Source organism: Oleiphilus sp. HI0128 (assembly GCF_001635365.1).
Genome location: NZ_LWGG01000987.1, coordinates 23,929 through 43,348, shown reverse-complemented (window position 1 = coordinate 43,348; position 19,420 = coordinate 23,929). Strand labels below are relative to the sequence as shown.

General features: G+C 46.1%; 20 protein-coding genes. 15 read left to right on the top strand and 5 right to left on the bottom strand.

Going from position 1 to position 19,420, the window contains the following annotated elements; translation table 11 throughout:
* The first annotated feature begins 6 nt into the window (after positions 1-6).
* Genes cobT through bluB form a run of 5 tightly spaced genes read left to right on the top strand, consistent with a single transcriptional unit; the run spans position 7 to position 4,682 of the window.
* Entirely contained in the window at positions 7-1,047 is a 1,041-nt protein-coding gene (gene cobT, locus A3763_RS16540; RefSeq protein ID WP_068553739.1) for a nicotinate-nucleotide--dimethylbenzimidazole phosphoribosyltransferase, read from the top strand.
* A 42-nt stretch (positions 1,048-1,089) separates the two neighbouring features.
* The gene (locus A3763_RS16535) at positions 1,090-1,860 is read left to right on the top strand and encodes an adenosylcobinamide-GDP ribazoletransferase (RefSeq protein ID WP_197470230.1); all 771 of its coding nucleotides are present in this window, start codon (positions 1,090-1,092) and stop codon (positions 1,858-1,860) included.
* 20 nt (positions 1,861-1,880) lie between these two features.
* On the top strand, positions 1,881-2,819 hold the full coding sequence (gene cbiB / locus A3763_RS16530) for an adenosylcobinamide-phosphate synthase CbiB (RefSeq protein ID WP_068552820.1): 939 nt from the start codon (positions 1,881-1,883) through the stop codon (positions 2,817-2,819).
* A 9-nt stretch (positions 2,820-2,828) separates the two neighbouring features.
* The gene (locus A3763_RS16525) at positions 2,829-3,953 is read left to right on the top strand and encodes an aminotransferase class I/II-fold pyridoxal phosphate-dependent enzyme (protein WP_068552818.1); all 1,125 of its coding nucleotides are present in this window, start codon (positions 2,829-2,831) and stop codon (positions 3,951-3,953) included.
* A 12-nt stretch (positions 3,954-3,965) separates the two neighbouring features.
* Complete coding sequence (gene bluB / locus A3763_RS16520; protein ID WP_068552817.1) at positions 3,966-4,682, top strand: 5,6-dimethylbenzimidazole synthase; 717 nt, start codon at positions 3,966-3,968, stop codon at positions 4,680-4,682.
* Here the strand turns inward: bluB and A3763_RS16515 are convergent, their stop codons facing one another.
* The 4 genes from A3763_RS16515 to A3763_RS16500 all read right to left on the bottom strand — a co-directional run bounded on the left by A3763_RS16515 (position 4,683) and on the right by A3763_RS16500 (position 9,049).
* A complete protein-coding gene (locus A3763_RS16515) occupies positions 4,683-5,384 on the bottom strand; it encodes a hemolysin III family protein (RefSeq protein ID WP_082865041.1) in 702 nt (233 codons plus the stop codon). It abuts the gene before it with no gap.
* 82 nt (positions 5,385-5,466) lie between these two features.
* A complete protein-coding gene (locus tag A3763_RS16510; protein WP_068552815.1) occupies positions 5,467-5,898 on the bottom strand; it encodes a secondary thiamine-phosphate synthase enzyme YjbQ in 432 nt (143 codons plus the stop codon).
* Between the two features lie 32 nt (positions 5,899-5,930).
* Positions 5,931-6,950 carry an NAD(P)-dependent oxidoreductase gene (locus A3763_RS16505; RefSeq protein ID WP_231872229.1) on the bottom strand — a complete coding sequence of 340 codons (1,020 nt, stop codon included), beginning with the start codon at positions 6,948-6,950 and terminating at the stop codon, positions 5,931-5,933.
* 53 nt (positions 6,951-7,003) lie between these two features.
* Complete coding sequence (locus A3763_RS16500) at positions 7,004-9,049, bottom strand: EAL domain-containing protein (protein ID WP_068633972.1); 2,046 nt, start codon at positions 9,047-9,049, stop codon at positions 7,004-7,006.
* 230 nt (positions 9,050-9,279) lie between these two features.
* Between A3763_RS16500 and dcd the strand changes: the two genes are divergently transcribed.
* The 4 genes from dcd (at position 9,280) to A3763_RS16480 (ending at position 12,282) form a co-directional block, all read left to right on the top strand.
* On the top strand, positions 9,280-9,846 hold the full coding sequence (gene dcd, locus A3763_RS16495; RefSeq protein ID WP_068508620.1) for a dCTP deaminase: 567 nt from the start codon (positions 9,280-9,282) through the stop codon (positions 9,844-9,846).
* Positions 9,847-9,879: 33 nt separating this feature from the next.
* The gene (locus A3763_RS16490; RefSeq protein WP_068508619.1) at positions 9,880-10,530 is read left to right on the top strand and encodes a class II aldolase/adducin family protein; all 651 of its coding nucleotides are present in this window, start codon (positions 9,880-9,882) and stop codon (positions 10,528-10,530) included.
* 31 nt (positions 10,531-10,561) lie between these two features.
* A complete protein-coding gene (locus A3763_RS16485; RefSeq protein ID WP_068508616.1) occupies positions 10,562-11,164 on the top strand; it encodes a DUF416 family protein in 603 nt (200 codons plus the stop codon).
* A 191-nt stretch (positions 11,165-11,355) separates the two neighbouring features.
* Positions 11,356-12,282 carry a hypothetical protein gene (locus A3763_RS16480; RefSeq protein ID WP_068508614.1) on the top strand — a complete coding sequence of 309 codons (927 nt, stop codon included), beginning with the start codon at positions 11,356-11,358 and terminating at the stop codon, positions 12,280-12,282.
* Between the two features lie 50 nt (positions 12,283-12,332).
* Here A3763_RS16480 and A3763_RS16475 read toward each other — a convergent pair whose 3' ends face one another.
* Entirely contained in the window at positions 12,333-12,986 is a 654-nt protein-coding gene (locus tag A3763_RS16475; protein WP_068508613.1) for a TetR/AcrR family transcriptional regulator, read from the bottom strand.
* 170 nt (positions 12,987-13,156) lie between these two features.
* Here A3763_RS16475 and A3763_RS16470 point away from each other — a divergent pair, with 170 nt between their 5' ends.
* The 6 genes from A3763_RS16470 (at position 13,157) to A3763_RS16445 (ending at position 19,400) form a co-directional block, all read left to right on the top strand.
* A complete protein-coding gene (locus tag A3763_RS16470; RefSeq protein ID WP_068508611.1) occupies positions 13,157-14,839 on the top strand; it encodes an acyl-CoA dehydrogenase family protein in 1,683 nt (560 codons plus the stop codon).
* Positions 14,840-15,087: 248 nt separating this feature from the next.
* Positions 15,088-15,363, top strand: a complete 276-nt coding sequence (locus A3763_RS16465; RefSeq protein WP_068508609.1) for a hypothetical protein — start codon at positions 15,088-15,090, stop codon at positions 15,361-15,363.
* Positions 15,364-15,554: 191 nt separating this feature from the next.
* A complete protein-coding gene (locus tag A3763_RS16460) occupies positions 15,555-16,052 on the top strand; it encodes a hemerythrin domain-containing protein (protein ID WP_068508607.1) in 498 nt (165 codons plus the stop codon).
* Between the two features lie 34 nt (positions 16,053-16,086).
* Positions 16,087-16,476, top strand: a complete 390-nt coding sequence (locus tag A3763_RS16455) for a putative zinc-binding protein (RefSeq protein ID WP_068508605.1) — start codon at positions 16,087-16,089, stop codon at positions 16,474-16,476.
* Between the two features lie 96 nt (positions 16,477-16,572).
* Complete coding sequence (gene mrcB / locus A3763_RS16450; protein ID WP_068508603.1) at positions 16,573-18,876, top strand: penicillin-binding protein 1B; 2,304 nt, start codon at positions 16,573-16,575, stop codon at positions 18,874-18,876.
* Entirely contained in the window at positions 18,867-19,400 is a 534-nt protein-coding gene (locus tag A3763_RS16445; RefSeq protein WP_068553114.1) for a tetratricopeptide repeat protein, read from the top strand. The genes mrcB and A3763_RS16445 overlap by 10 nt, the downstream gene beginning before the upstream one ends.
* Positions 19,401-19,420: the final 20 nt, after the last annotated feature.

The following is a 19,420-nucleotide window of genomic DNA, read 5'->3' as shown; positions in this document are numbered from 1 at the left end:
CCTCCTATGCAATGGCTTAATGACGCTGCTCAAGCAATTAATCTGGAAGCCCAAACAGCGGCAAGTACTCGTCAGGGGCAACTAACCAAGCCACCCGGTTCATTAGGCCAGCTGGAATCGCTAGCAATCAAATTTGCTGGCTTACAAGGCAAGGAAGTACCCACTATAGACAAGATCATGATCCGTATTTTTGCTGCAGACCACGGTGTTGTTGATGAAGGTGTTTCGGCCTTCCCTCAAATCGTGACAGGTGAGATGGTAAAAAACTTTGCCGCTGGCGGTGCCGCGATTACCGTATTAGCTCGCCAATTGAATGCTGATTTCGGCGTAATTAACCTAGGCACAGTCAATGAACTCGCTCCCTTAGATAGCGTGACTGACCAGCGTATTACTGCCGGCACCGCGAACTTCTGCCAGCAAAGCGCGATGAGCGAGGAACAACTAAGCCAAGCACTAGAAGCCGGGGCTCAATCAGCATCACAAGCAAAAGAGTTGGGTATCGAGCTGTTTATTGGTGGTGAGATGGGCATAGGTAATACCACCAGCGCTTCCGCTTTAACAGCAGGCTTGACTGACTTACCTGTGGAGCAGCTCATCGGAAGAGGAACGGGTATTGATGACGAAGGTATCCAGCGAAAGCTCAAGGCTGTACAACAAGGCTTAGACCTTCACAAAACCAGTGATACGACAGCAAGCGAACTATTGGCCAAGCTTGGCGGCTTTGAAATTGCCGGACTGGTTGGCGCCTATATTCGCTGCGCTCAACTGGGTATTAGCGTTTTGGTAGACGGTTTTATCAGCTCGGCAGCAGCCTTAGTAGCAACGCGAATTAACCCCTCTATTCGTCCCTGGTTGTTTTTCTCTCACTGTTCAGAAGAAGCCGGTCATAAACACCTATTGCAAACACTTGAAGCCGAACCCTTGCTGAGTCTAGGTATGCGGCTGGGCGAAGCTAGTGGTGCCGCCGTCGCTGCGCCCCTCTTACAGTCTGCCTGTCTGCTTCATGCCCAAATGGCAACCTTTGATCAGGCTGGCGTCAGTCAGTAATTTGAGCTGCCATAATCGCCTGCTACACACGGAGCATTTTTTGTGAGCCAACGAGAAACACCCGCTGCTAATCAAATTAAAGCGGCGATCATTGCCCTTCAATTCTTGAGTGCAATCCCTGTTGGCCAGCAATCTGCTCCGACTGAGAAAGAGATAGGCGCATCACTCAGCTGGTATCCACTTGTTGGTCTATTGCTGGGTATAATCTTGTGCTCAGCATCATTACTTTTGAGCTTTGTTTTTCCAACACTTCTAAGTGCGGCTCTAATCTTAACGCTATGGGTAGTGCTTACCGGCGCTCTACATCTCGACGGTTTTGCCGACAGTGCTGATGCCTGGATGGGTGGGCTTGGCTCAAAAGAAAGAACTCTGCGACTTCTGAAAGATCCAACATCTGGCCCAATTGCTATTGCAGCGACTGTTTTATTAATGCTTTTGAAGCTCTTAACTATTGAGCTAATCATCAATCAGGATATTTGGCTGCTTATCTGGCCCCTGGTATTTGCTCGCATCAGCGCCAGCCTGCTATTTGTTACCACACCCTATGCACGAAAAAGCGGTTTAGGAAGTGCAATTGCCGAGCACAAGCAAGATCACCAAGTTTGGCTTGGTTCTATCATCCTCATGCTCGCTTCCTGCTACTTTCTAGGCTGGGCAGTCATCATCCCCCTGCTATTCGTAAGCTGCTTAAGTTTCTACTACTTGCGCTCTCGCATGATGAAGCGGCTTAAAGGGTGCACAGGTGATACAGCCGGCGCCATGATCGAGATACTCGAATGCATCACCCTGCTAGTTCTCGTTGCCTGCCAATAAATATAACAAGGAAATAACACATGTACTTTTCAATTTGCCTCTTATTGGCCTTGTTCCTCGATAAGGTCTTTGGCGAAGCCAAGCACTTTCATCCTCTCGTTGGCTTTGGCAATCTCGCCACCGACCTTGAGCACAAGTTAAATAGCGGGTCCGGCAAACGGCTTAAAGGCATCATTGCACTGACATTCCTATTAGTGCCTACCGTTCTACTCGCTTTCTATTTGGAGTTACTTACACTCAGCGAACCGATCGCTCACGTCGCCTTTGCCTCGTTCGTCTTATATACAGCGCTAGGTTGGCAAAGCCTCAAAGAACATGCTGAAGCGATTATTGAACCTTTAACCAAAAGGCATCTAGGTGAAGCTCGGAAGAAAGTCGCTCGAATTGTTAGTCGTGACACCAAGCATTTAACGCCCGAAGACGTCGCAAGCGCCAGTACAGAGTCTGTACTCGAAAATGGTGCTGACGCAATCTTTAGCACTATTTTCTGGTTTATTGTTGGCGGCATACCGGGCGTTGTTCTTTTCCGCCTGGTGAATACTCTCGATGCTATGTGGGGCTATAAGAACACTCGCTACAAGGACTTCGGGTGGGCTGCTGCTCGCCTTGATGATGTAATGAACTACCTTCCGGCTCGACTGACTGCACTTAGTTATGCGCTATGCGGGCAAACACGCAGCGCTTTTCAATGCTGGAAAACACAAGGTAAATTATGGAAGAGCCCCAATGCAGGCCCAGTCATGGCTGCTGGAGCTGGTGCACTTGAATTAAAACTAGGCGGTAGCGCCTGCTATGACGAAACACTTGAACAGCGATCTACGCTTGGCCCTAAACATGGTCAAGCGGCTTGTGCGCAAAGCATTCAAGAAGCGCTCAAGCTGATTAAACGCAGTCTAATTCTTTGGTGTGCTGCACTTATTTTTCTTGAAGGCTACTTCTTTCTGATTCGTTTCTATTAGGCCCCCAGGATGACAACGCAACAAACACATATTGTCCATGGTGGCGACTTAGTCAGCGCCTCGATTCGCTATAACATTCCCGAATCAGATTGGGTGGATCTGTCAACCGGCCTTAACCCGATCACTTATCCTTGCGATGACATTCCGGCAACCGTATTCTCTAGATTGCCTTACCCTAGCCCGGAATTCAGGAAAACAGTCGAAGGCTATTATGGCCCGCATGCCTACCGCTCACTTGCTGGTACTCAAGAGATTATTCAACAACTGCCTTTGCTATTAGCAGATCTTCCTGTGATCTTGCCGTCCCTGGGTTACCAAGAGCATCAGTGTGCGTGGACAAACAAAGGCGCTGAGATTAGTTTTTACGATGCCTGCATCTTATCCAAAGCTGACGCCATGATTGAGCGGCTGATTGAAGCTAACTCACAACAGCATTTACTTATTATCAACCCGAATAATCCAAGCGGGCTCATGATTCCTCTAGAGAGCCTGTTCTCCTGGGCTGCCATGCTCGGAACTGACGCAATGCTGATCGTGGACGAAGCATTTATCGATCTAACACCTAAAGCCAGCCTACTCTCACGCCCACCCCTGCCCGATAACATTTTAGTACTGAGATCTTGCGGCAAATTCTTCGGCTTAGGCGGTATTCGGGCCGGCTTCATATTTGGCTCACCTAAAAGTCTCTCTCGCATACAGTTTCCGAGCAACCCTTGGCCACTCAACGGCCCAGCTATGCACATATTAAGCAAGGCCCTGCCCGATCGATACTGGCAACATGCCAGCCGAAAGCGCATCCAAAAGAGCGCCCAAGAAATCCAAAGCTTATTTGCGCCCTTGGTTCACAACAAAGCGCTCAAACTATTAGCTGATAGAGGCCTGTTTATTAGCTTCCAAGGTAGCCCATCTTATCTCAGCGAACTCTATGAGTTCTTCGCAAAAGCAGGTATTCTCTTGCGCCTTATATCTGTGAACAACGATTTTGCCATGCTACGAGTCGGCCTTGTTGATCATTTGGATAAAACGAGCATTGAACGAATCCGGCAGTGTGTTGCCCAAGTTGCCAGCAAAAATGCCTTTGATTCGTTTATAAAAACCAGGCCTCGAAGGTCAATTTCTGAGCGTAACAAATAGAGTATTTTTTCAATGTCCGCCGAAGACCAGACTGTAAACTTTACGCACGATGAACGCGAAGCGCTCTATAAAACCATTTTTAATCGACGTGATGTCAGAGGAGAATTCAAGCCCGACCCGATTCCGGATGAGGTCTTGGCCCGCATATTGAAAGCCGCACATCATGCGCCCTCGGTTGGCTTTATGCAGCCCTGGAACTTTATGTTAGTTCGCTCAAAAACAGTTCGACAACAAGTACAAGAGGCTTTTACTGATGCCAATAACGAAGCAATGGAAATGTTTCCGGACAACAAGAAGCCCCTGTATCAGTCTCTGAAGCTCGAAGGAATTTTAGACTCACCGCTTAACCTTGTCGTCACCTGTGACCGTCAACGCGGCGGCCCTGTTGTGCTAGGCCGCACACATATAAAAAGCATGGACTTAAACAGCACCGTCTGTGCCGTTCAGAACTTATGGCTGGCAGCACGCGCTGAGAATGTAGGTATTGGCTGGGTTAGTATCTTTGATCAGGACAGAGTAAAAGCAATTTTAGGCATTCCCGAACATGTCGTACCTGTCGCCTACCTATGTATGGGCTATGTCTCTGAATTTAAAGTGAAGCCCGAACTCGAAAGCAAGGGGTGGCGAGAACGTCTGCCATTGGAGGACTTAATCTACTTTGATCAATGGCAGCAACAAAACCGTGACGACAGTCTAATAAAAGTTATCTCTGACCAGCCCGAAGTTTAATTATACAGCGACCTGAGGTGGCAAAACGTAGTAATAAACACTGAAGAAATGACAAATACTGCCCCCCAGTACAAACAGATGCCAGATTGCATGGTTATAGGGAATTCGTTCGACCAAATAGAAGACAACACCAAGAGTATAGATTATTCCGCCCAAAGCGAGTAAAAACACTCCTCCTTCCGGTACTGATGCGAGCAAATCCTCAGCACTTAGAATCACCAACCAACCCATAAGCAGATAGCTCGCGACGCGCAAAAGTGAAAACCGATGCTTGAAACGTATTTTCAAGAAGATACCGAAAAATGCAATGCCCCAAACAAGGGCTAATAAGCCCCAACCACCGACTTCTCTCATACTCACCATGAGGTAGGGTGTATAAGAACCTGCAATCAGGAGGTAAATAGCACAGTGATCGAACATCTTCAGCTTATCTTTTTTAACCGGGCATCGCTCGGCATGATAAAGCGTCGAAGCTAAGTATAAAGCCGTTAGACTCAAGCCAAATATACTAAAACTGGCGACTCTCCATACATCATCCATTGGAATTGCAGCGATTAACAAGACAAATAAACCCGCAATGCTTAATAGCACACCTAGCCCGTGAGTTAAGGTATTTAGCAACTCGTCTAAACTATGTTCCAGGGTTTCCACCCGCTTATTATCAACTGGCTGATCGCCCGTTTTGTCCACCACTTTGCTCATAATCACAACTTGCGCCTCAAATTTAAGTGCACACATGTTAGCTGAAGTTGGACAGAATAAGTAGTCTATTTTTTAACCATAGTTAAGTCTGACCCTGCATAGTGACTACTAACTTACGTGAACCAGCTTGATTTCTATGCTCCCCAAGATAAATCCCTTGCCACGCACCCATCGAGAACCTTCCCGAGTTAATCGGAATAGTTAAAGAGCAGCCTAGCAGCGAGGCTTTGATATGAGCGGGCATATCGTCAGAACCCTCGAGTATATGATCATAATAGGGTGCATTTTCCGGCACAAACTTATTAAAGTGCTTTTCCATATCACTGCGGACATCCGGGTCTGCATTTTCATTTAATGTGAGTGATGCTGAGGTATGTTGAATAAACAGGTTCGCTAGACCTATTGAAATCGTATTGAGCTCAGGTAAGGCTTGCTCAATTTCCCGAGTGATCAGATGAAAACCGCGGGAGCGGGCTTGAAGCTCAAGTTCTTTTTGTAGCCATACTGTGCTCATCGTTAAAGTCGCGCCCTCTTGATTCAAATTAACTAAACAATGTAAGCCTGGGGTTCTCCCTCGGCAAATCTTCTAATATTTGCGGCAGCTTTGTCCAACAAGCGCTGACGCGCCTCTTTACTCGCCCAAGCACAATGAGGGGTAACAATTAAGTTTGGAATTTCTCTATCCAGTAGTACATTTCCACCCTTAGGCGGTTCAACGGATAAGACATCTGTTGCTGCGCCGGCCAAGCGGCGTTCTTTCAATGCCTCGGCCAAAGCGTTTTCATCCACAATGCCACCTCGAGCAAGATTTAATAAATAGGCCGAAGGCTTCATTTTAGACAGGGCATTGGCATCGATTAGATTTGTAGTTTCATCACTCAGCAGGCAATGAATAGATAAGACATCAACTTGCGGCAATAGCTCTTCCAAAGCCAAGCGAGGATAGCCATCAACACTTTCCAAGCTTTGACCGGAACGAGCTGCCAGTATAACCTTCATGCCAAAGCCTTCGGCCATTTTTGCAACACCCTGTCCAAGGTCACCATAACCGAGCAGGCCAAGCGTCTTGCCTTCCAGTTCAACAATAGGGTAGTCCATCAAACAAAAAATCGGACTTGTACACCAGCGTCCATCTTGAACATCTTTAGCGTAATCCAATAAACGGTTTGTTAGTGCCAGCAACAAAGAAAAGGTATGCTGAACAATAGCCGGGCGCCCATACTGTGTGACATTACAGACCCTAACACCGGCCTCTTTAGCCGCTTGCAAGTCAATATTGTTCGTCCCTGTCGCCGTAACGGCTATCAGCTTTAGGCTGGGGTTACTTGTTATTTCTTTCTTCCCCAATAGCACTTTATTGACAACGACCACCTCAAAGCCTTTTATTCGTTCACAGACATTCGCTGATTCCGTCGTATCATAAGATTGATATTGGCTAAATGAAGACTCGATATCACTCAGGTCCAGACCATCTCCCATACTTGCTACATCAAGGAAAACCCCTTTCATCGCGCCACCTGCCTTAAGATCAATTTTGCTTCGCCAAGAAAAACGAGAGTATGTCATATCAAGCTAATTGATGACAAAAACCTGTTTAGGTACCCGAAGCTTTTTTCTTTCTAAGAGCTTGAGCTGACAATATGCGGTGTCTGTTGCCACTTTCGAATGAAGGCCGGGATTTCGGGTGCTGGGATTGGCTTAGAATAGAAAAAGCCTTGAGCATAATCACAACCAAGCCCGATTAATGACTCTTCCTGCTTCTTAGACTCGATACCTTCAGCCAAGACCTCGATAGATAAGCTATCAGCTAAGGTAATGATACTCTTGACCAGTGCTTGATCAGAGCTGTTGTTAATTAACTCATTGACAAACATACGGTCAATTTTAATCTTTGACAGGATATGGCTGAATTTTTTGATATAACCAAGAGACGAATAACCTGTACCAAAGTCATCAATACTGAATTTAAGCCCTGACTTAAGTAGCTGCTTAATACCCTTCATCACAACAGGGTCGTCGTCCAACATCAAACGTTCTGTTACTTCCAGCTCCACCCAATCCAAGGTTTGCAAAAATACCTGGTGATTATGCGTCCAGTCAGATAACTCGCGATGGTGAAAGTTAGTTGGGCTAAAGTTGATAGCAACGATAAATTCTTCATTGAAATCACTGCGCCACTCTTTAACCTGCGCAATGGCATGTTCAAATACCCAGATGTCGATATCAAATATCTGACCGGTTTTTTCGGCAACCGGAATAAACAAGTCCGGCCTAACCTTACCCAGGTCTTCATCTTCCCAGCGTAATAAGGCTTCGAAACCGGTAATACTCATATCGCGCAAATCAATCAAAGGCTGAAAATAGAGCTCTAGTTGATTATTAACGATCGCATCTTTCAATTTACTCTTAATCGTATTGTGCAACACGATGTTATACATCATTGACTCGTCAAAGAATGCAAAGGTATTACGGCCTGCTTCTTTGGCTTTATACATCGCGGTATCTGCACGACGAATCAAATCTTCAGTATTCTCGCCATCTTCAGGGTAAAGCACGACCCCGATACTACAACCTAATTGAAGCTGCGAGTCACTTAAGACAAAGTTTTCTTTAAAGGCCAATATCGTTTTATCAGCAACATCCTCAGCATCTGCGCGAGTGTTGCACTGAAAGCAAGCGATGAACTCATCGCCACCAAAACGGGCCACATAACCTCCGTAGCGAGTGATCAACTTCTTCAAGCGGGAAGCACTATCCAGCAGAATCTTATCGCCTGTACTATGCCCCAGGCTGTCATTCACCTCTTTAAAACCATCCAGGTCAATAAAAAAGATTGCCAGCTTCGAGTATTCGGCGTTTTCCTGCTGGTTAAGCATTTCATTTTTCAGGTGATATTCAATATGGCGACGGTTAGGCAAATTTGTCAGCATGTCGAAATTTGCCTGATGCTCTAACTGGTCTTCATAGGACTCTTTTGCCAAAGCAAACTCGGCAACCTGCTTTCGTCCCCGGTTCAAAGCTTCAACCAAGTCAGCAATTTCATCACTGTATTCGGGGCGATTCAGCACAATGGGCTTATAGGTTTTACTTGTTAGCTGAGCCGGCTGAACGGTTTCACGGCTAATTTTGGAAAGGTGGCGCGTCACTGCATTTTTAACAATCGTACTGAAAACAAAACTAATCAAACCGATCATCAAAGTGGAACTAATAAGGATCACGATCATCTGGTCTAATACAGACTCGGTAATCAACTCATCTTTCACATCAACTTCAATCTTACCCATATTCTGGCCGTTAAAGACCAAAGGGCTCGACAAACTTACTGGCAATTCAATATCCCCGTACTGATATTCATTGCCCAAGGCTTCTACAATTCTAACACCCTGAATTGAAGGCATACGATAGACGCCTTCCAGCAAGATATGAGTGCTATCCTGATCGACGTTCCATAAGCTTCTAGCTAACTGCTGATTAACGGCTTTGATGGTATCATTCGCTTCTTCGTAAACAGAAAGCCTTCCATCTTGATATTGTTTTACCAGCAATACCGATACCGTCACCACGGTAAAAAAGATACCGAGTGATACAAAATAAAAGGTCAAGCGGTGGCCCAGTTTCTTAAACCTTAAACCATGCTTCAACTTTTCTAGTGCGGAAAGGCCCAAAACCGTGTCCTACCTCTAGGTGAATTCGAAGAATCAATCTATCTACACTTTACATACAGCGTGATACAAGCTTAGACCATATTTTCAACAAACCTATTAAGTCTGCTCGAAAAGTTAAGCCATCGTTGTAAGTAGATACTTTGCTTATATCTTAAGCAAAGGTATTATAGCCAGCTTTACGGAAGCATTACTTTGACAGCTTCTAAACTTTTTATTTGGAACAGCGAAACATGGCAATAAAGTCTGACAAGTGGATACGTAGAATGGCACAAGAGCAAGGCATGATTGAGCCATTCGAACCAGGGCAGGTTCGAACCGGTGAAAATGGCCGAATTATCTCTTATGGAACATCCAGTTATGGCTACGATGTTCGCTGCAGCAGTGAATTCAAGATCTTCACAAACGTCCACTCAGCAACCGTAGACCCTAAACAGTTTGATGAAAACAGCTTCGTCGATATTGATAGCGATGTTTGTATCATCCCACCAAACTCCTTTGCTTTGGCTCGAACTGTTGAGTACTTCAGAATTCCTCGTAGCGTCCTCACTGTTTGTTTGGGCAAATCTACTTATGCACGCTGCGGCATTATCGTTAACGTCACCCCATTAGAACCCGAATGGGAAGGTCACGTCACACTTGAGTTCTCTAACACCACCAATTTGCCAGCAAAAATTTATGCTAACGAAGGTGTTGCACAGATGCTGTTCTTCGAATCTGACGAAGTATGTGAAACAAGTTATAAAGATCGTGGTGGAAAATACCAGGGCCAGACTGGCGTAACGCTGCCGAAAACTTAGTTTAACTGCCTCTTCAAGTCTGAGAGAACACAAGTGGAGCAAGAAGGCGTTATCAAATATCAGCTGGTATTCGAGCATCGAAGCATCTCGATTGACGATACCAGTTTGGCTGAACTGAACCAATGCCGCCAACAAATGATGGCTCACGGGTTAATCGGCCAGGATGATAATCGCTATGAAGGCTATGGCTTTGGCAACCTATCACTGCGTTGCCAGTCAGACTCTAGCATTGAAGCGCCTCCTTCTTTCTGGATCAGCGGCACTCAAACAGGCCACCTTCCAACGCTATTCCCTCGGGATATATGCCTCGTAAACCAAAGCCACCCTGAGACAAATACAATACATGCAGAAGGTGAAACAAAGCCCTCATCGGAAAGTATGACGCATGGCGTCATCTATAAGCTTAGTGCCCGAATAAAAGCTGTGGTGCACGTTCACTCCACAGAAATATGGAAGCAACGTTCAGCGCTCAAGCTAGCTTCCACCCCCAAAGAAATACCTTATGGCACGCCAGAGATGGCAGAATCAGTGCGCCAACTATCCGCTCAATTATTACTATCTGAGAAGTCTATTCTCTTTTGCATGGACGGCCATGAAGACGGCGTTGTTGTGGCTGGTGAGTCTCTTTCTCAGTGCACCCAAACGCTAATAAACACTTTACATAGAGCAGCGACATACTCGTAAGCTTATACCAACTACCTGCAGGCTAGGCACAATGAACCGATTGAAGTTTCAAAAATCTCTCAACTCTCTTAGAGGCTGGCGTGAACGGGCATTTATGCTTGCAATAGCGGAACGCGCCCTTCCCAACGCCCTCCTATATCTTGACAGTATCGAGTCTGACAGCCCTTCAGACTCTCCACTCAAGCTTGCAGACATCGACAGCGCCTGGAACATGCTCATAATTGAGCAAGACGAAGAAGGTATTGTAGAGCTCCTCGATCTGACCCAGGCGAACATGCCTGATACCGAACAGAGCGAACATTATGGTGCCCTGCCAACTCACGATTGCCTAAGCATTCTAGAACAGGCTCTATTGGCTGGGATCAACGATGAAAAACCACGTGCATTGAGCGTTAGCCAACTGTCCTTGGAAACCATCACTCAGTTTATAGAGTTTTCCGAAGGCGACTCACTGAGCGAAAACCAGCTAATAAAGTTATTCGATTCACATCCGCTCATTGAACGCGAGTTTTCATTTCAAGCCGAACTGAGCGAGCTACTAAGATCTGCAAGCCACCCTGGAGAAGAACTGATTCTTGCCATTCGAGAGCTTGCTCAAGATGAAGGCATTAGTAATATCGGTATCAGCCTATAGACCTTAAGAGCCCTAATCTAGGGCTCTCAAAATTTGCAAGCAATTACTTGCAAAAAAATCTGCTAAATTATGTAAAAACTTCCTTGTCAATTCTACCGAAAAATTCTTTCTTCATTATAATTCCGCGCCTCCATCATTTTCTATATTGATCCATTTTCTTACTACATTTATATAACAGAGGTATCGCTTATATGATCGTTTTTACTGCCACCAATAGAGTCAACAACGAAGTTTATGTCGGCAGTGCAAGAGATAGTATGGAAGAACATTGGGCCAGACTGATCGTTCAGGCAGAAGAAGGTGGTTCAGGTGAGTTCTTAGACACTGTACGTGAATTCGGTGTTGATAACTTTACAGTAGAAACCTGGGCTTATGCTGACTCCCCTGCTGAATCCCGAGAGCTGGTTCGCGATGCCTGCGACGAGTTCAATGGCAAGCTTATCAAAACCGGACGTGCACCTGCCCCCACGGTAAATAAGGTTAATCAAGAAGTACATAGCGAGCCCAAAGCAATACAAGAAGCAAAGGCGACGAGTAAGGTAACATCAATCCATAAACAAAGCCCCGCGGCTAAGGCCGCCAGCAATACGCCTGAAGACAAGAGCAGCATTAGCCAAAATCGTAGCACAAAAAAAGAACACGGCCCTGTCACCAGCATCGATGTAAAAGCTTATCTTGCTGCCCAAGCAGAAACAGTCAAGAAAGAAGAAAAGAAAGCAGAAGTCGTCGAATTGCGAAAGTCTGATTCAACCAAAGACTTTGACGATATGAAAGCGGTCATGATGAATATCGAGATGAAGCGTCGGCAAAACCGCGCAGGTAGCAGCACTAAAACGAGTGCGCCGAAAACCAAAACATCCACTGCAAGCAAAACTAGCAATACCAGATTAAAGACCAACAAAGCTAAAACCAGCCCAGCTAAAGACAAACTACCAGAAGGACGTGTTGGCTCAGCTGCCAAGGAAAAGCGAATTAAAGAAGCCATCGCCAAAGAGAAAATGGAACGCGAAGCTGCACAGGCTGCCAAAGCGGCTGCAGAAGCAAAAGAAATGGCAGAAATTATGGCCAGACTTGACCAGCGTACGAAGGAAAAAGAAAGCCTACGTCGTAGGCGCTAGAAGCTGAGGCTCATCTCTTAAATGTTCAAACCTTTCAGGCTCAAAAGCGCTTAGGCGCGACGAACACCTGAAAGGCAAAAGCTCAATATTTCTTCAATCCATTCTTCGGGCTTGAATTCGCCAGGCGTTTGTTGGGCACTGGCGATAGAGCCAAGTAATGTTTCTGCCAATGCACCAACCATCGCACCAGCAGATATCAACGCATTCTGGGGTGCAAACTCATTTTTTTCGACTCCCTCTGTCACCAAGGCCTCAAATATCTCGGCATAGGCTCGTCGATATTTTAAGCGCTCTTGCTGAACCTTTGAGTCTACCGGTTCGGCTATCAAGGCATAAGCCAGACCACGCCCTTCTAAAGCTCTTCTAGAGAAAATCTCTAACGCCATTTTCAGACGTTGCTCACAGCTCAATGCCTCGCCTTCTTGCTGACCTTCGAGTTCATCTTCCACCTGAGGAAAAGCTGCTAGCTGTACATTCCTGACTTCTTTTTCAGTGGCCACCCGAAACACTTCTGCGCACAGTTCTGCTTTCGATGCGAAGTACTTATATACAGTACCGGTCGCAACATCTGCCCTTTCAGCCAACAAAGCAATGGTTAAAGACTGAAAACCTCCCGAAGCGACTAACTGCAAAGCAGTATCCAAGAGCAGTTTGCGCTGTGCTTTCTTTCTGGCTTCAGTTTTTTCTGTCGGGCGATATGCCATGGAATACTCTTTAGTTTTTCTCTTCACACGAGCTTATGAAGAGCTCTTAGAACTGGGTCCTTGAATTTTATCCTAAATGCGCAGAATTGACTATTGAAGCATCGCGTGATTCAATAGCACAAACAAATGAATACAAGTTCACTTTATCTAAAGGTACGGAGTAAGCGACCATGACCTCTTCTGAATCTTTCAAGCCGAGCAACGCCTATTGGCCAGAAACTCACACTGTCGAGAATCAACCCGAAGCATTGGAAAACTACAATGCCTATGAAGAAGATGCCGCACTCAAAGATGCAGTTAAAGCTCATCAAGGACAAGCTTACAGCGAGGATCTTTCACGTTTTGGCAGGGTCACCGGGTCAGCCGAAGTGCTTGAATGGGGCTTTCAGGCGAACGAGAATAAACCGGTATTCTTTACTCACAACCGCCATGGTAAGCGTATCGATGAGGTACGCTTCCACCCTTCTTACCACCAACTCATGGCGCTCTCAATTAAGGAAGGCATCCACTCTTCCCATTGGACTAAACCTGGCCCAGGCGCTCATGTCGCACGTGCCGCCAAGAGCTATATGATGAGCCAGGTTGAAGCAGGTCATGGCTGCCCTATAACTATGACTTCTGCCGCTATTCCGACACTAAAAAGGCAGCCAGATATCTATGACATATGGGCCCCCAAAGTTATGCATCGAGAATATGACTACCGAAATGTCAGCCATGAAGAAAAGGCAGGCCTCACAATAGGTATGGCAATGACCGAGAAACAAGGTGGTTCCGATGTTAGACAAAACAGTACGCGCGCCTTTGCAATGGGTGCCCAGGGACCCGGACAGGTTTACGAACTAATCGGGCACAAATATTTTGTGTCAGCCCCCATGTCAGACGCATTTTTAGTACTCGCCCAAACTAGTTCGGGTGTTTCTTGCTTCTTGGTGCCACGCTGGCGACCCGATGGCAGCAAGAATCCGATGCAAGTACAACGCCTGAAAAATAAAATGGGGAACGTCTCCAATGCTTCCAGTGAGACTGAGCTACGCGGAGCAATGGGGTGGATGATCGGCGAAGAAGGTCGAGGTGTATCGGTAATTTTAGAGATGGTTGCCATGACCCGCTTTGACTGCATGATTGGCACCTCGGGCATGATGCGCCAGGCAATCTCCCAAATCACTCATCACTGCCGCCAACGCAAGGTGTTTGGCAATACACTCGATAAACAACCACTCATGCAAAATGTACTCGCCGACCTGATTATTGAGCACGAAGCAGCTACGGCTTTAAGCATGCGCATGGCGAGGGCACTCGACTTAAGCAGTGAACACGAGCAGGAAAAACATTTAGTGCGCATGGGAACTGCTATCGGCAAATACTGGATCTGCAAGCGGGCCCCCGGCCACGCCTATGAAGCAATGGAGTGCATTGGCGGTAGTGGCGTAATGGAAGATAGTATTATGCCCCGACTATTCAGAGAGTCTCCTGTAAATAGCATTTGGGAAGGTAGTGGCAACGTCCAGTGCCTGGACATGCTTCGCGCCACGCGTCGTAATCCTGAATCTCTACAAGCCTTCCTGACCGAATTGCATACTGTAGAAGGTAAGCATTCACTGATGGATGAAGCCCTAAATGATCTTCATCAAGAATTCTCTAATCAGAAGGATATAGAATACCGCTCCAGAGGAATCGTTGAAAAGATGGCACTTTGCTTCCAAGGGGCAAGCCTACTCCAATATGGAAATGAAGAAATCGCCAATGCGTTTTGCCTCGCCAGACTAAAAAGTGACAACAAAGGTTGGGTTTATGGTACCCTACCAGGCGATATTGATTGTTACTCGATCATTAATCGAGCAACACCGAACTAAGACGAAGCGAATAAGCCCGGGACATTACCGGGCTTAATAGTCTATGAAGGCTTGTTTTTCTTCTAAAGACATAGGTGATTTCGTCTTATAAATTTTGAACTAGCAACGATAATAATTATAAAAGTCACTATTCGACACCGCTGGTTAACTGCTAACACAGTAGAAAAGAAACAGCATTTAGTAAGGTCTAAACACTAAGTTTGGCCTCAGTAAGAATTGAATAGTGTTTAATATACGGGAGAGAAACTATGTCTGTAGCACAAGAAATCGATGAAGTAATCGTGGTCGATGAAAACATAGAAAAAGGATATTTCTACCTCGAAAACCGCCAATTTCATGGCCCTTATGAAACAGAGGAACAAGCCTCTCAGGCAGCTTTAGAAAACTGCAAATTGTCTTCACCTGGTGAGTGCAGGGCAATCTATCACGGCTCAGCAAAACGCGATAGCGATACCAACCTTAACGTGCCACTTGGCGACATGCGCGAAGCAGGCTCAATAGAATGCCCTGAAGCCGCTGAATAAGCGCTGCTAACTGCTCAGGAGCCCCTCCTGAGCAGCCTATTATTTTTCTATCTGCTCTACCCCCTTTTATCCCTCTTATATCAACTAGGTTGTATAGCTTCGGCTCGGCAATGTTCTTAAGATAAAAGCTCGCCCTGAAAAGAATTCCGATACTATAGTTGCCCACCCCGTTCTTATGAAGTGGAGGAAGTATGCCCGATCAAACTTTAACAGACGGCAATAGCACCCTTGAGCCTCTAGAATCTCTATCAAACCCTGAACTAATTGCTCATATCTTGCAGCGCTACCATGAAGTCCATCGACAACAGCTTAGCGAACTAAATGAAAAGGCTGCTCGAGTTGAATCTGTACACGGTGAACACCCAGAGTGTCCTCATGGCCTATCTAATCACCTGCAAACAATGAAGATAGAGCTCGAACAACATATGTTTAAGGAAGAAAACATCCTCTTCCCTATGCTGGAACAAGGAATGGGAGCAATGGCTCAGGGCCCTATCTCGGTGATGCGTCATGAGCACGATGAACATGCTGGTGCAATCTCCCAGCTATCAGAGCTAACGAACCAGCTGACATTACCAGAAGACGCTTGTAATACCTGGACAAGGCTTTATGCCTTAATTTCTGAATTTATCGAAGATTTGCAAAGTCATATCTCGATTGAAAACAATCTACTCTTTGCTCGCGCCTAACAGTTCTGGCACTCACTGATATTGATAGTAAAAGATGAATCATAGAGAACAGCAGCCTATCGTGTACTCATGCTCTGGCTGCTCTAATGTCGCCCAGCTTACCAATCAATTAGCCCTAGAATTGAACCGTCTAGGACAAGCTGAAATGTCTTGTATAGCAGGCGTTGGCGGACAGGTTAAATCATTAGTTAGACAAGCGAAATCAGAGCGACCGATCCTGGCCCTAGATGGCTGTGCTTTGCATTGTGTAAAACAATGCCTTAACAAAGTTCAAGTCACCCCCACACTTCACCTCACACTGACTGACCTAGAACTCAAGAAAGTAAAGCATCAAAACTTCTCAAAGCAAGAATTTGAACACGCTTACACTTATGTTTCGAAAAAGCTTTCGTCGATCCAAAGTAAGCCTCAGACGCACTTTTAGTCTTATCGTATTAAGCCTCACACATTCCGCTTGGCTCTGATACACTAGCTCTTTCAGCCCCTAGCAGCTTCTGCAACAATAAGTACTTGACGCGAAATGACTAACTCCGCCAATTTCAGGCACAAGCGCCCTCTCCTTCTTCGCCCAACTAGCTTGAAGATACTAAGTGTTTTGGCCTTACTGCTCTTTGCCTGGTGCATATATCTCGATGCTCAGGTCAGATATAAGTTTGAAGGCAAGCGGTGGGCGCTTCCAGCTCAAGTATTTGCCCGCACCCTCGAAATTTATAACGATAAGGCGCTAAACGCCAACAATCTGCTTGATGAACTCAATATGCTAGGTTATCAAGCCCGTTCGGAACCTAAATCCGAACGCAGCTACTCCATTCGTCACCTATCAAGCACCCATCAAGTTGTTGAACTAAAGGTACCTGCTCATCAAACACTTGAAGGTTATCAAGAGAGTAGTCACTTTCGTTTTCATATAGAAAACGATATCGTCACCCAGCTGCAAGGCCTGGGTAGTCATCAAGCGCTCTATACACTAGAGCCTTTAAAAGTGGGCGGCATTTATCCCCGCACTAAAGAAGAAAGAATCCTACTACCCTACGAAGACATACCCGACCAACTCATTGCCAGCCTTCTTGTCACTGAAGATCGTGACTTTAAACATCATTTAGGCATTTCACCGCTATCCATAGCGCGTGCTGCATGGGCAAACCTGAAAGCGGGCAGAGTTGTTCAAGGTGGCAGCACGCTTACCCAACAATTGGTCAAGAATTTTTATCTCAGTCGAGAGCGATCACTTAGCCGAAAGGTAAATGAAGCACTGATGTCTCTGATGCTGGAAGCCCATTATGACAAGCAGTCCATCCTAGAAACTTACATGAATGATGTCTTTCTCGGTCAATCTGGCTCACTCGCTATCCACGGGTTTGCAGCAGCCAGCCTCTACTACTTTGGCAAGGATTTACGTGCCTGCTCTATCTCCGAACACGCTCTACTTGTCGCCATGATCAAAGGCCCGTCCTATTATAATCCTCGCCGTTTTCCTGAACGAGCACTAAAACGACGCAACCTGGTTTTGTCTCTTCTGAACAAGGAGAACCTCCTTGACGATCAACGCTATCAAGAGGCGATCACTCACACATTAAACGTTATCGATAAGCCGACTCTACAGACTAATCCCTACCCGGCATTTATGGACATGGTAAAGCGTCAGCTGGGAAAAGATTACCATGAAGACGACCTACGCACTGAAGGGCTAAAGATATATACCAGTCTAGACCCCCAGCTCCAGCACCAGCTAGAGAATACAATCGCCAGCAAACTTCCAACACTCGAATCAGGGAAACAGACAGGAACGCTTCAAGTAGGCGCCGTGGTCACCGCAACCGGCACCGGGGAAATACTCGCCATGGCTGGGGACAGAAAAGCACGATACCGCGGTTTTAACCGTGCTCTTGATGCAAGAAGACCTATCGGCTCGCTCATTAAACCGTCAATATTCCTTAGCGCACTGGAAAAACCCTCACAATATCAACTCAGCACGCTGGTATCAGATCAGGCATTCAAAATAGAGTTTGAAGATGGGCAAATCTGGGCGCCGCAGAACTTTGATCACGAAAGCCATGGAGAAGTCCCCTTATATCTAGCGCTTGCTAAATCCTACAATCTGGCAAGTGCCCGCTTAGGTTTAGAGCTAGGAATTGACACAGTGCATGACATGCTCAGGCGTTTAGGTGTCAAAAGAGAGCTCACGCCCTACCCTTCTCTATTCCTAGGATCTCAATCATTGTCACCGCTTGAAGTGACGCAGCTCTACCAAACTATCGCCAGTAATGGCTTCAACATGCCCTTAAGAGGAATTCGCGAGGTCACCAACGCACAAGGTGAAACTTTAACCCGCTACCCTTTCAAGCTTAGTCAAGTAGTTGCACCCGAGGCGATTTATTTATTACAAGAAGCACTAGTAAAGACCATGCAAACCGGCACCGGGCGCTCTGCATACAAACAACTACCAGAGCAACTGGTGGTTGCGGGTAAAACCGGCACCACTAACGATAATCGGGATAGTTGGTTCTCAGGCTACTCGGGAGATTACCTAGCAACCTTTTGGCTCGGCCGCGATGACAATAAAGAAACACACCTAACCGGCAGCAGCGGTGCCCTGCAGCTATGGAGCGACTTTATTCGCCGCATCCCTCAATATCCCTTGAGTATGGAAGCTCCTGCTAACATCCAGTACCATTGGTTTGATCAAAACACGGCTCACCTCACCGATGAACGATGCAAGGGCGCTATAGACCTTCCTGTCTGGGGTGAACCAGATACATCTGAATATCAAGCATGTAAAAATGGTTATTCATCGGTGAAAGGGTGGTTAAAATCATGGTTTTAGAAGGCCTCAGTTATTTATTAAAGGCATCTCCTCTGGCTTTAGTGCTCAGTACAGTTCTCCTACTGAGCGCTTGTTCTTCACTCAACACACAGACTAAGCCTAACATTGTCCCCGTAACACCGAGTTCAAAGGCCGACTCACCGATCACATCCAAGCCTCACAGCATACTTAATAAAGCTGTAACACCAGAGGAAAAAAGCATAACTGTCGATAGTGATGCAGCCAAAAATCAAGATGTAGAAGTAAAAGAAATAAACAAGGTAGAAAGCAATATATTAAGCGTTCTACTTGCTAAAGCCGAAAAAGCAAAAAACTCTCAACAATGGCTACGCGCCCAACGAATATACGAACAAGCCATACGGGTCGCCCCAAACAACCCAGAGGTATTTATCAAGTACGGTGATTTATATCGTTTAATGGGAGGAGATGACAAAGCAAAAAGCATGTACCAGCGAGCGCTTTATCTAGCGAGTGGCGACAAGCGTTTAAGAGACCTTGTACTTGAGAAACTAGAGTCGTTCTAACTGTGCGCGTGTAAGTCAGC

Bases quoted from the DNA above. Each gene is read 5' to 3' on its own strand.
- cobT (WP_068553739.1), top strand. From the start codon at position 7: ATGCAATGGCTTAATGACGCTGCTCAAGCAATTAATCTGGAAGCCCAA.
- A3763_RS16465 (WP_068508609.1), top strand. From the start codon at position 15,088: ATGTCTGTAGCACAAGAAATCGATGAAGTAATCGTGGTCGATGAAAAC.
- A3763_RS16470 (WP_068508611.1), top strand. From the start codon at position 13,157: ATGACCTCTTCTGAATCTTTCAAGCCGAGCAACGCCTATTGGCCAGAA.
- A3763_RS16455 (WP_068508605.1), top strand. From the start codon at position 16,087: ATGAATCATAGAGAACAGCAGCCTATCGTGTACTCATGCTCTGGCTGC.
- cbiB (WP_068552820.1), top strand. From the start codon at position 1,881: ATGTACTTTTCAATTTGCCTCTTATTGGCCTTGTTCCTCGATAAGGTC.
- dcd (WP_068508620.1), top strand. From the start codon at position 9,280: ATGGCAATAAAGTCTGACAAGTGGATACGTAGAATGGCACAAGAGCAA.
- A3763_RS16480 (WP_068508614.1), top strand. From the start codon at position 11,356: ATGATCGTTTTTACTGCCACCAATAGAGTCAACAACGAAGTTTATGTC.
- A3763_RS16460 (WP_068508607.1), top strand. From the start codon at position 15,555: ATGCCCGATCAAACTTTAACAGACGGCAATAGCACCCTTGAGCCTCTA.
- A3763_RS16510 (WP_068552815.1), bottom strand. From the start codon at position 5,898: ATGAGCACAGTATGGCTACAAAAAGAACTTGAGCTTCAAGCCCGCTCC.
- A3763_RS16505 (WP_231872229.1), bottom strand. From the start codon at position 6,950: ATGACATACTCTCGTTTTTCTTGGCGAAGCAAAATTGATCTTAAGGCA.
- A3763_RS16475 (WP_068508613.1), bottom strand. From the start codon at position 12,986: ATGGCATATCGCCCGACAGAAAAAACTGAAGCCAGAAAGAAAGCACAG.
- bluB (WP_068552817.1), top strand. From the start codon at position 3,966: ATGTCCGCCGAAGACCAGACTGTAAACTTTACGCACGATGAACGCGAA.
- A3763_RS16445 (WP_068553114.1), top strand. From the start codon at position 18,867: ATGGTTTTAGAAGGCCTCAGTTATTTATTAAAGGCATCTCCTCTGGCT.
- A3763_RS16485 (WP_068508616.1), top strand. From the start codon at position 10,562: ATGAACCGATTGAAGTTTCAAAAATCTCTCAACTCTCTTAGAGGCTGG.
- A3763_RS16525 (WP_068552818.1), top strand. From the start codon at position 2,829: ATGACAACGCAACAAACACATATTGTCCATGGTGGCGACTTAGTCAGC.
- mrcB (WP_068508603.1), top strand. From the start codon at position 16,573: ATGACTAACTCCGCCAATTTCAGGCACAAGCGCCCTCTCCTTCTTCGC.
- A3763_RS16515 (WP_082865041.1), bottom strand. From the start codon at position 5,384: ATGAGCAAAGTGGTGGACAAAACGGGCGATCAGCCAGTTGATAATAAG.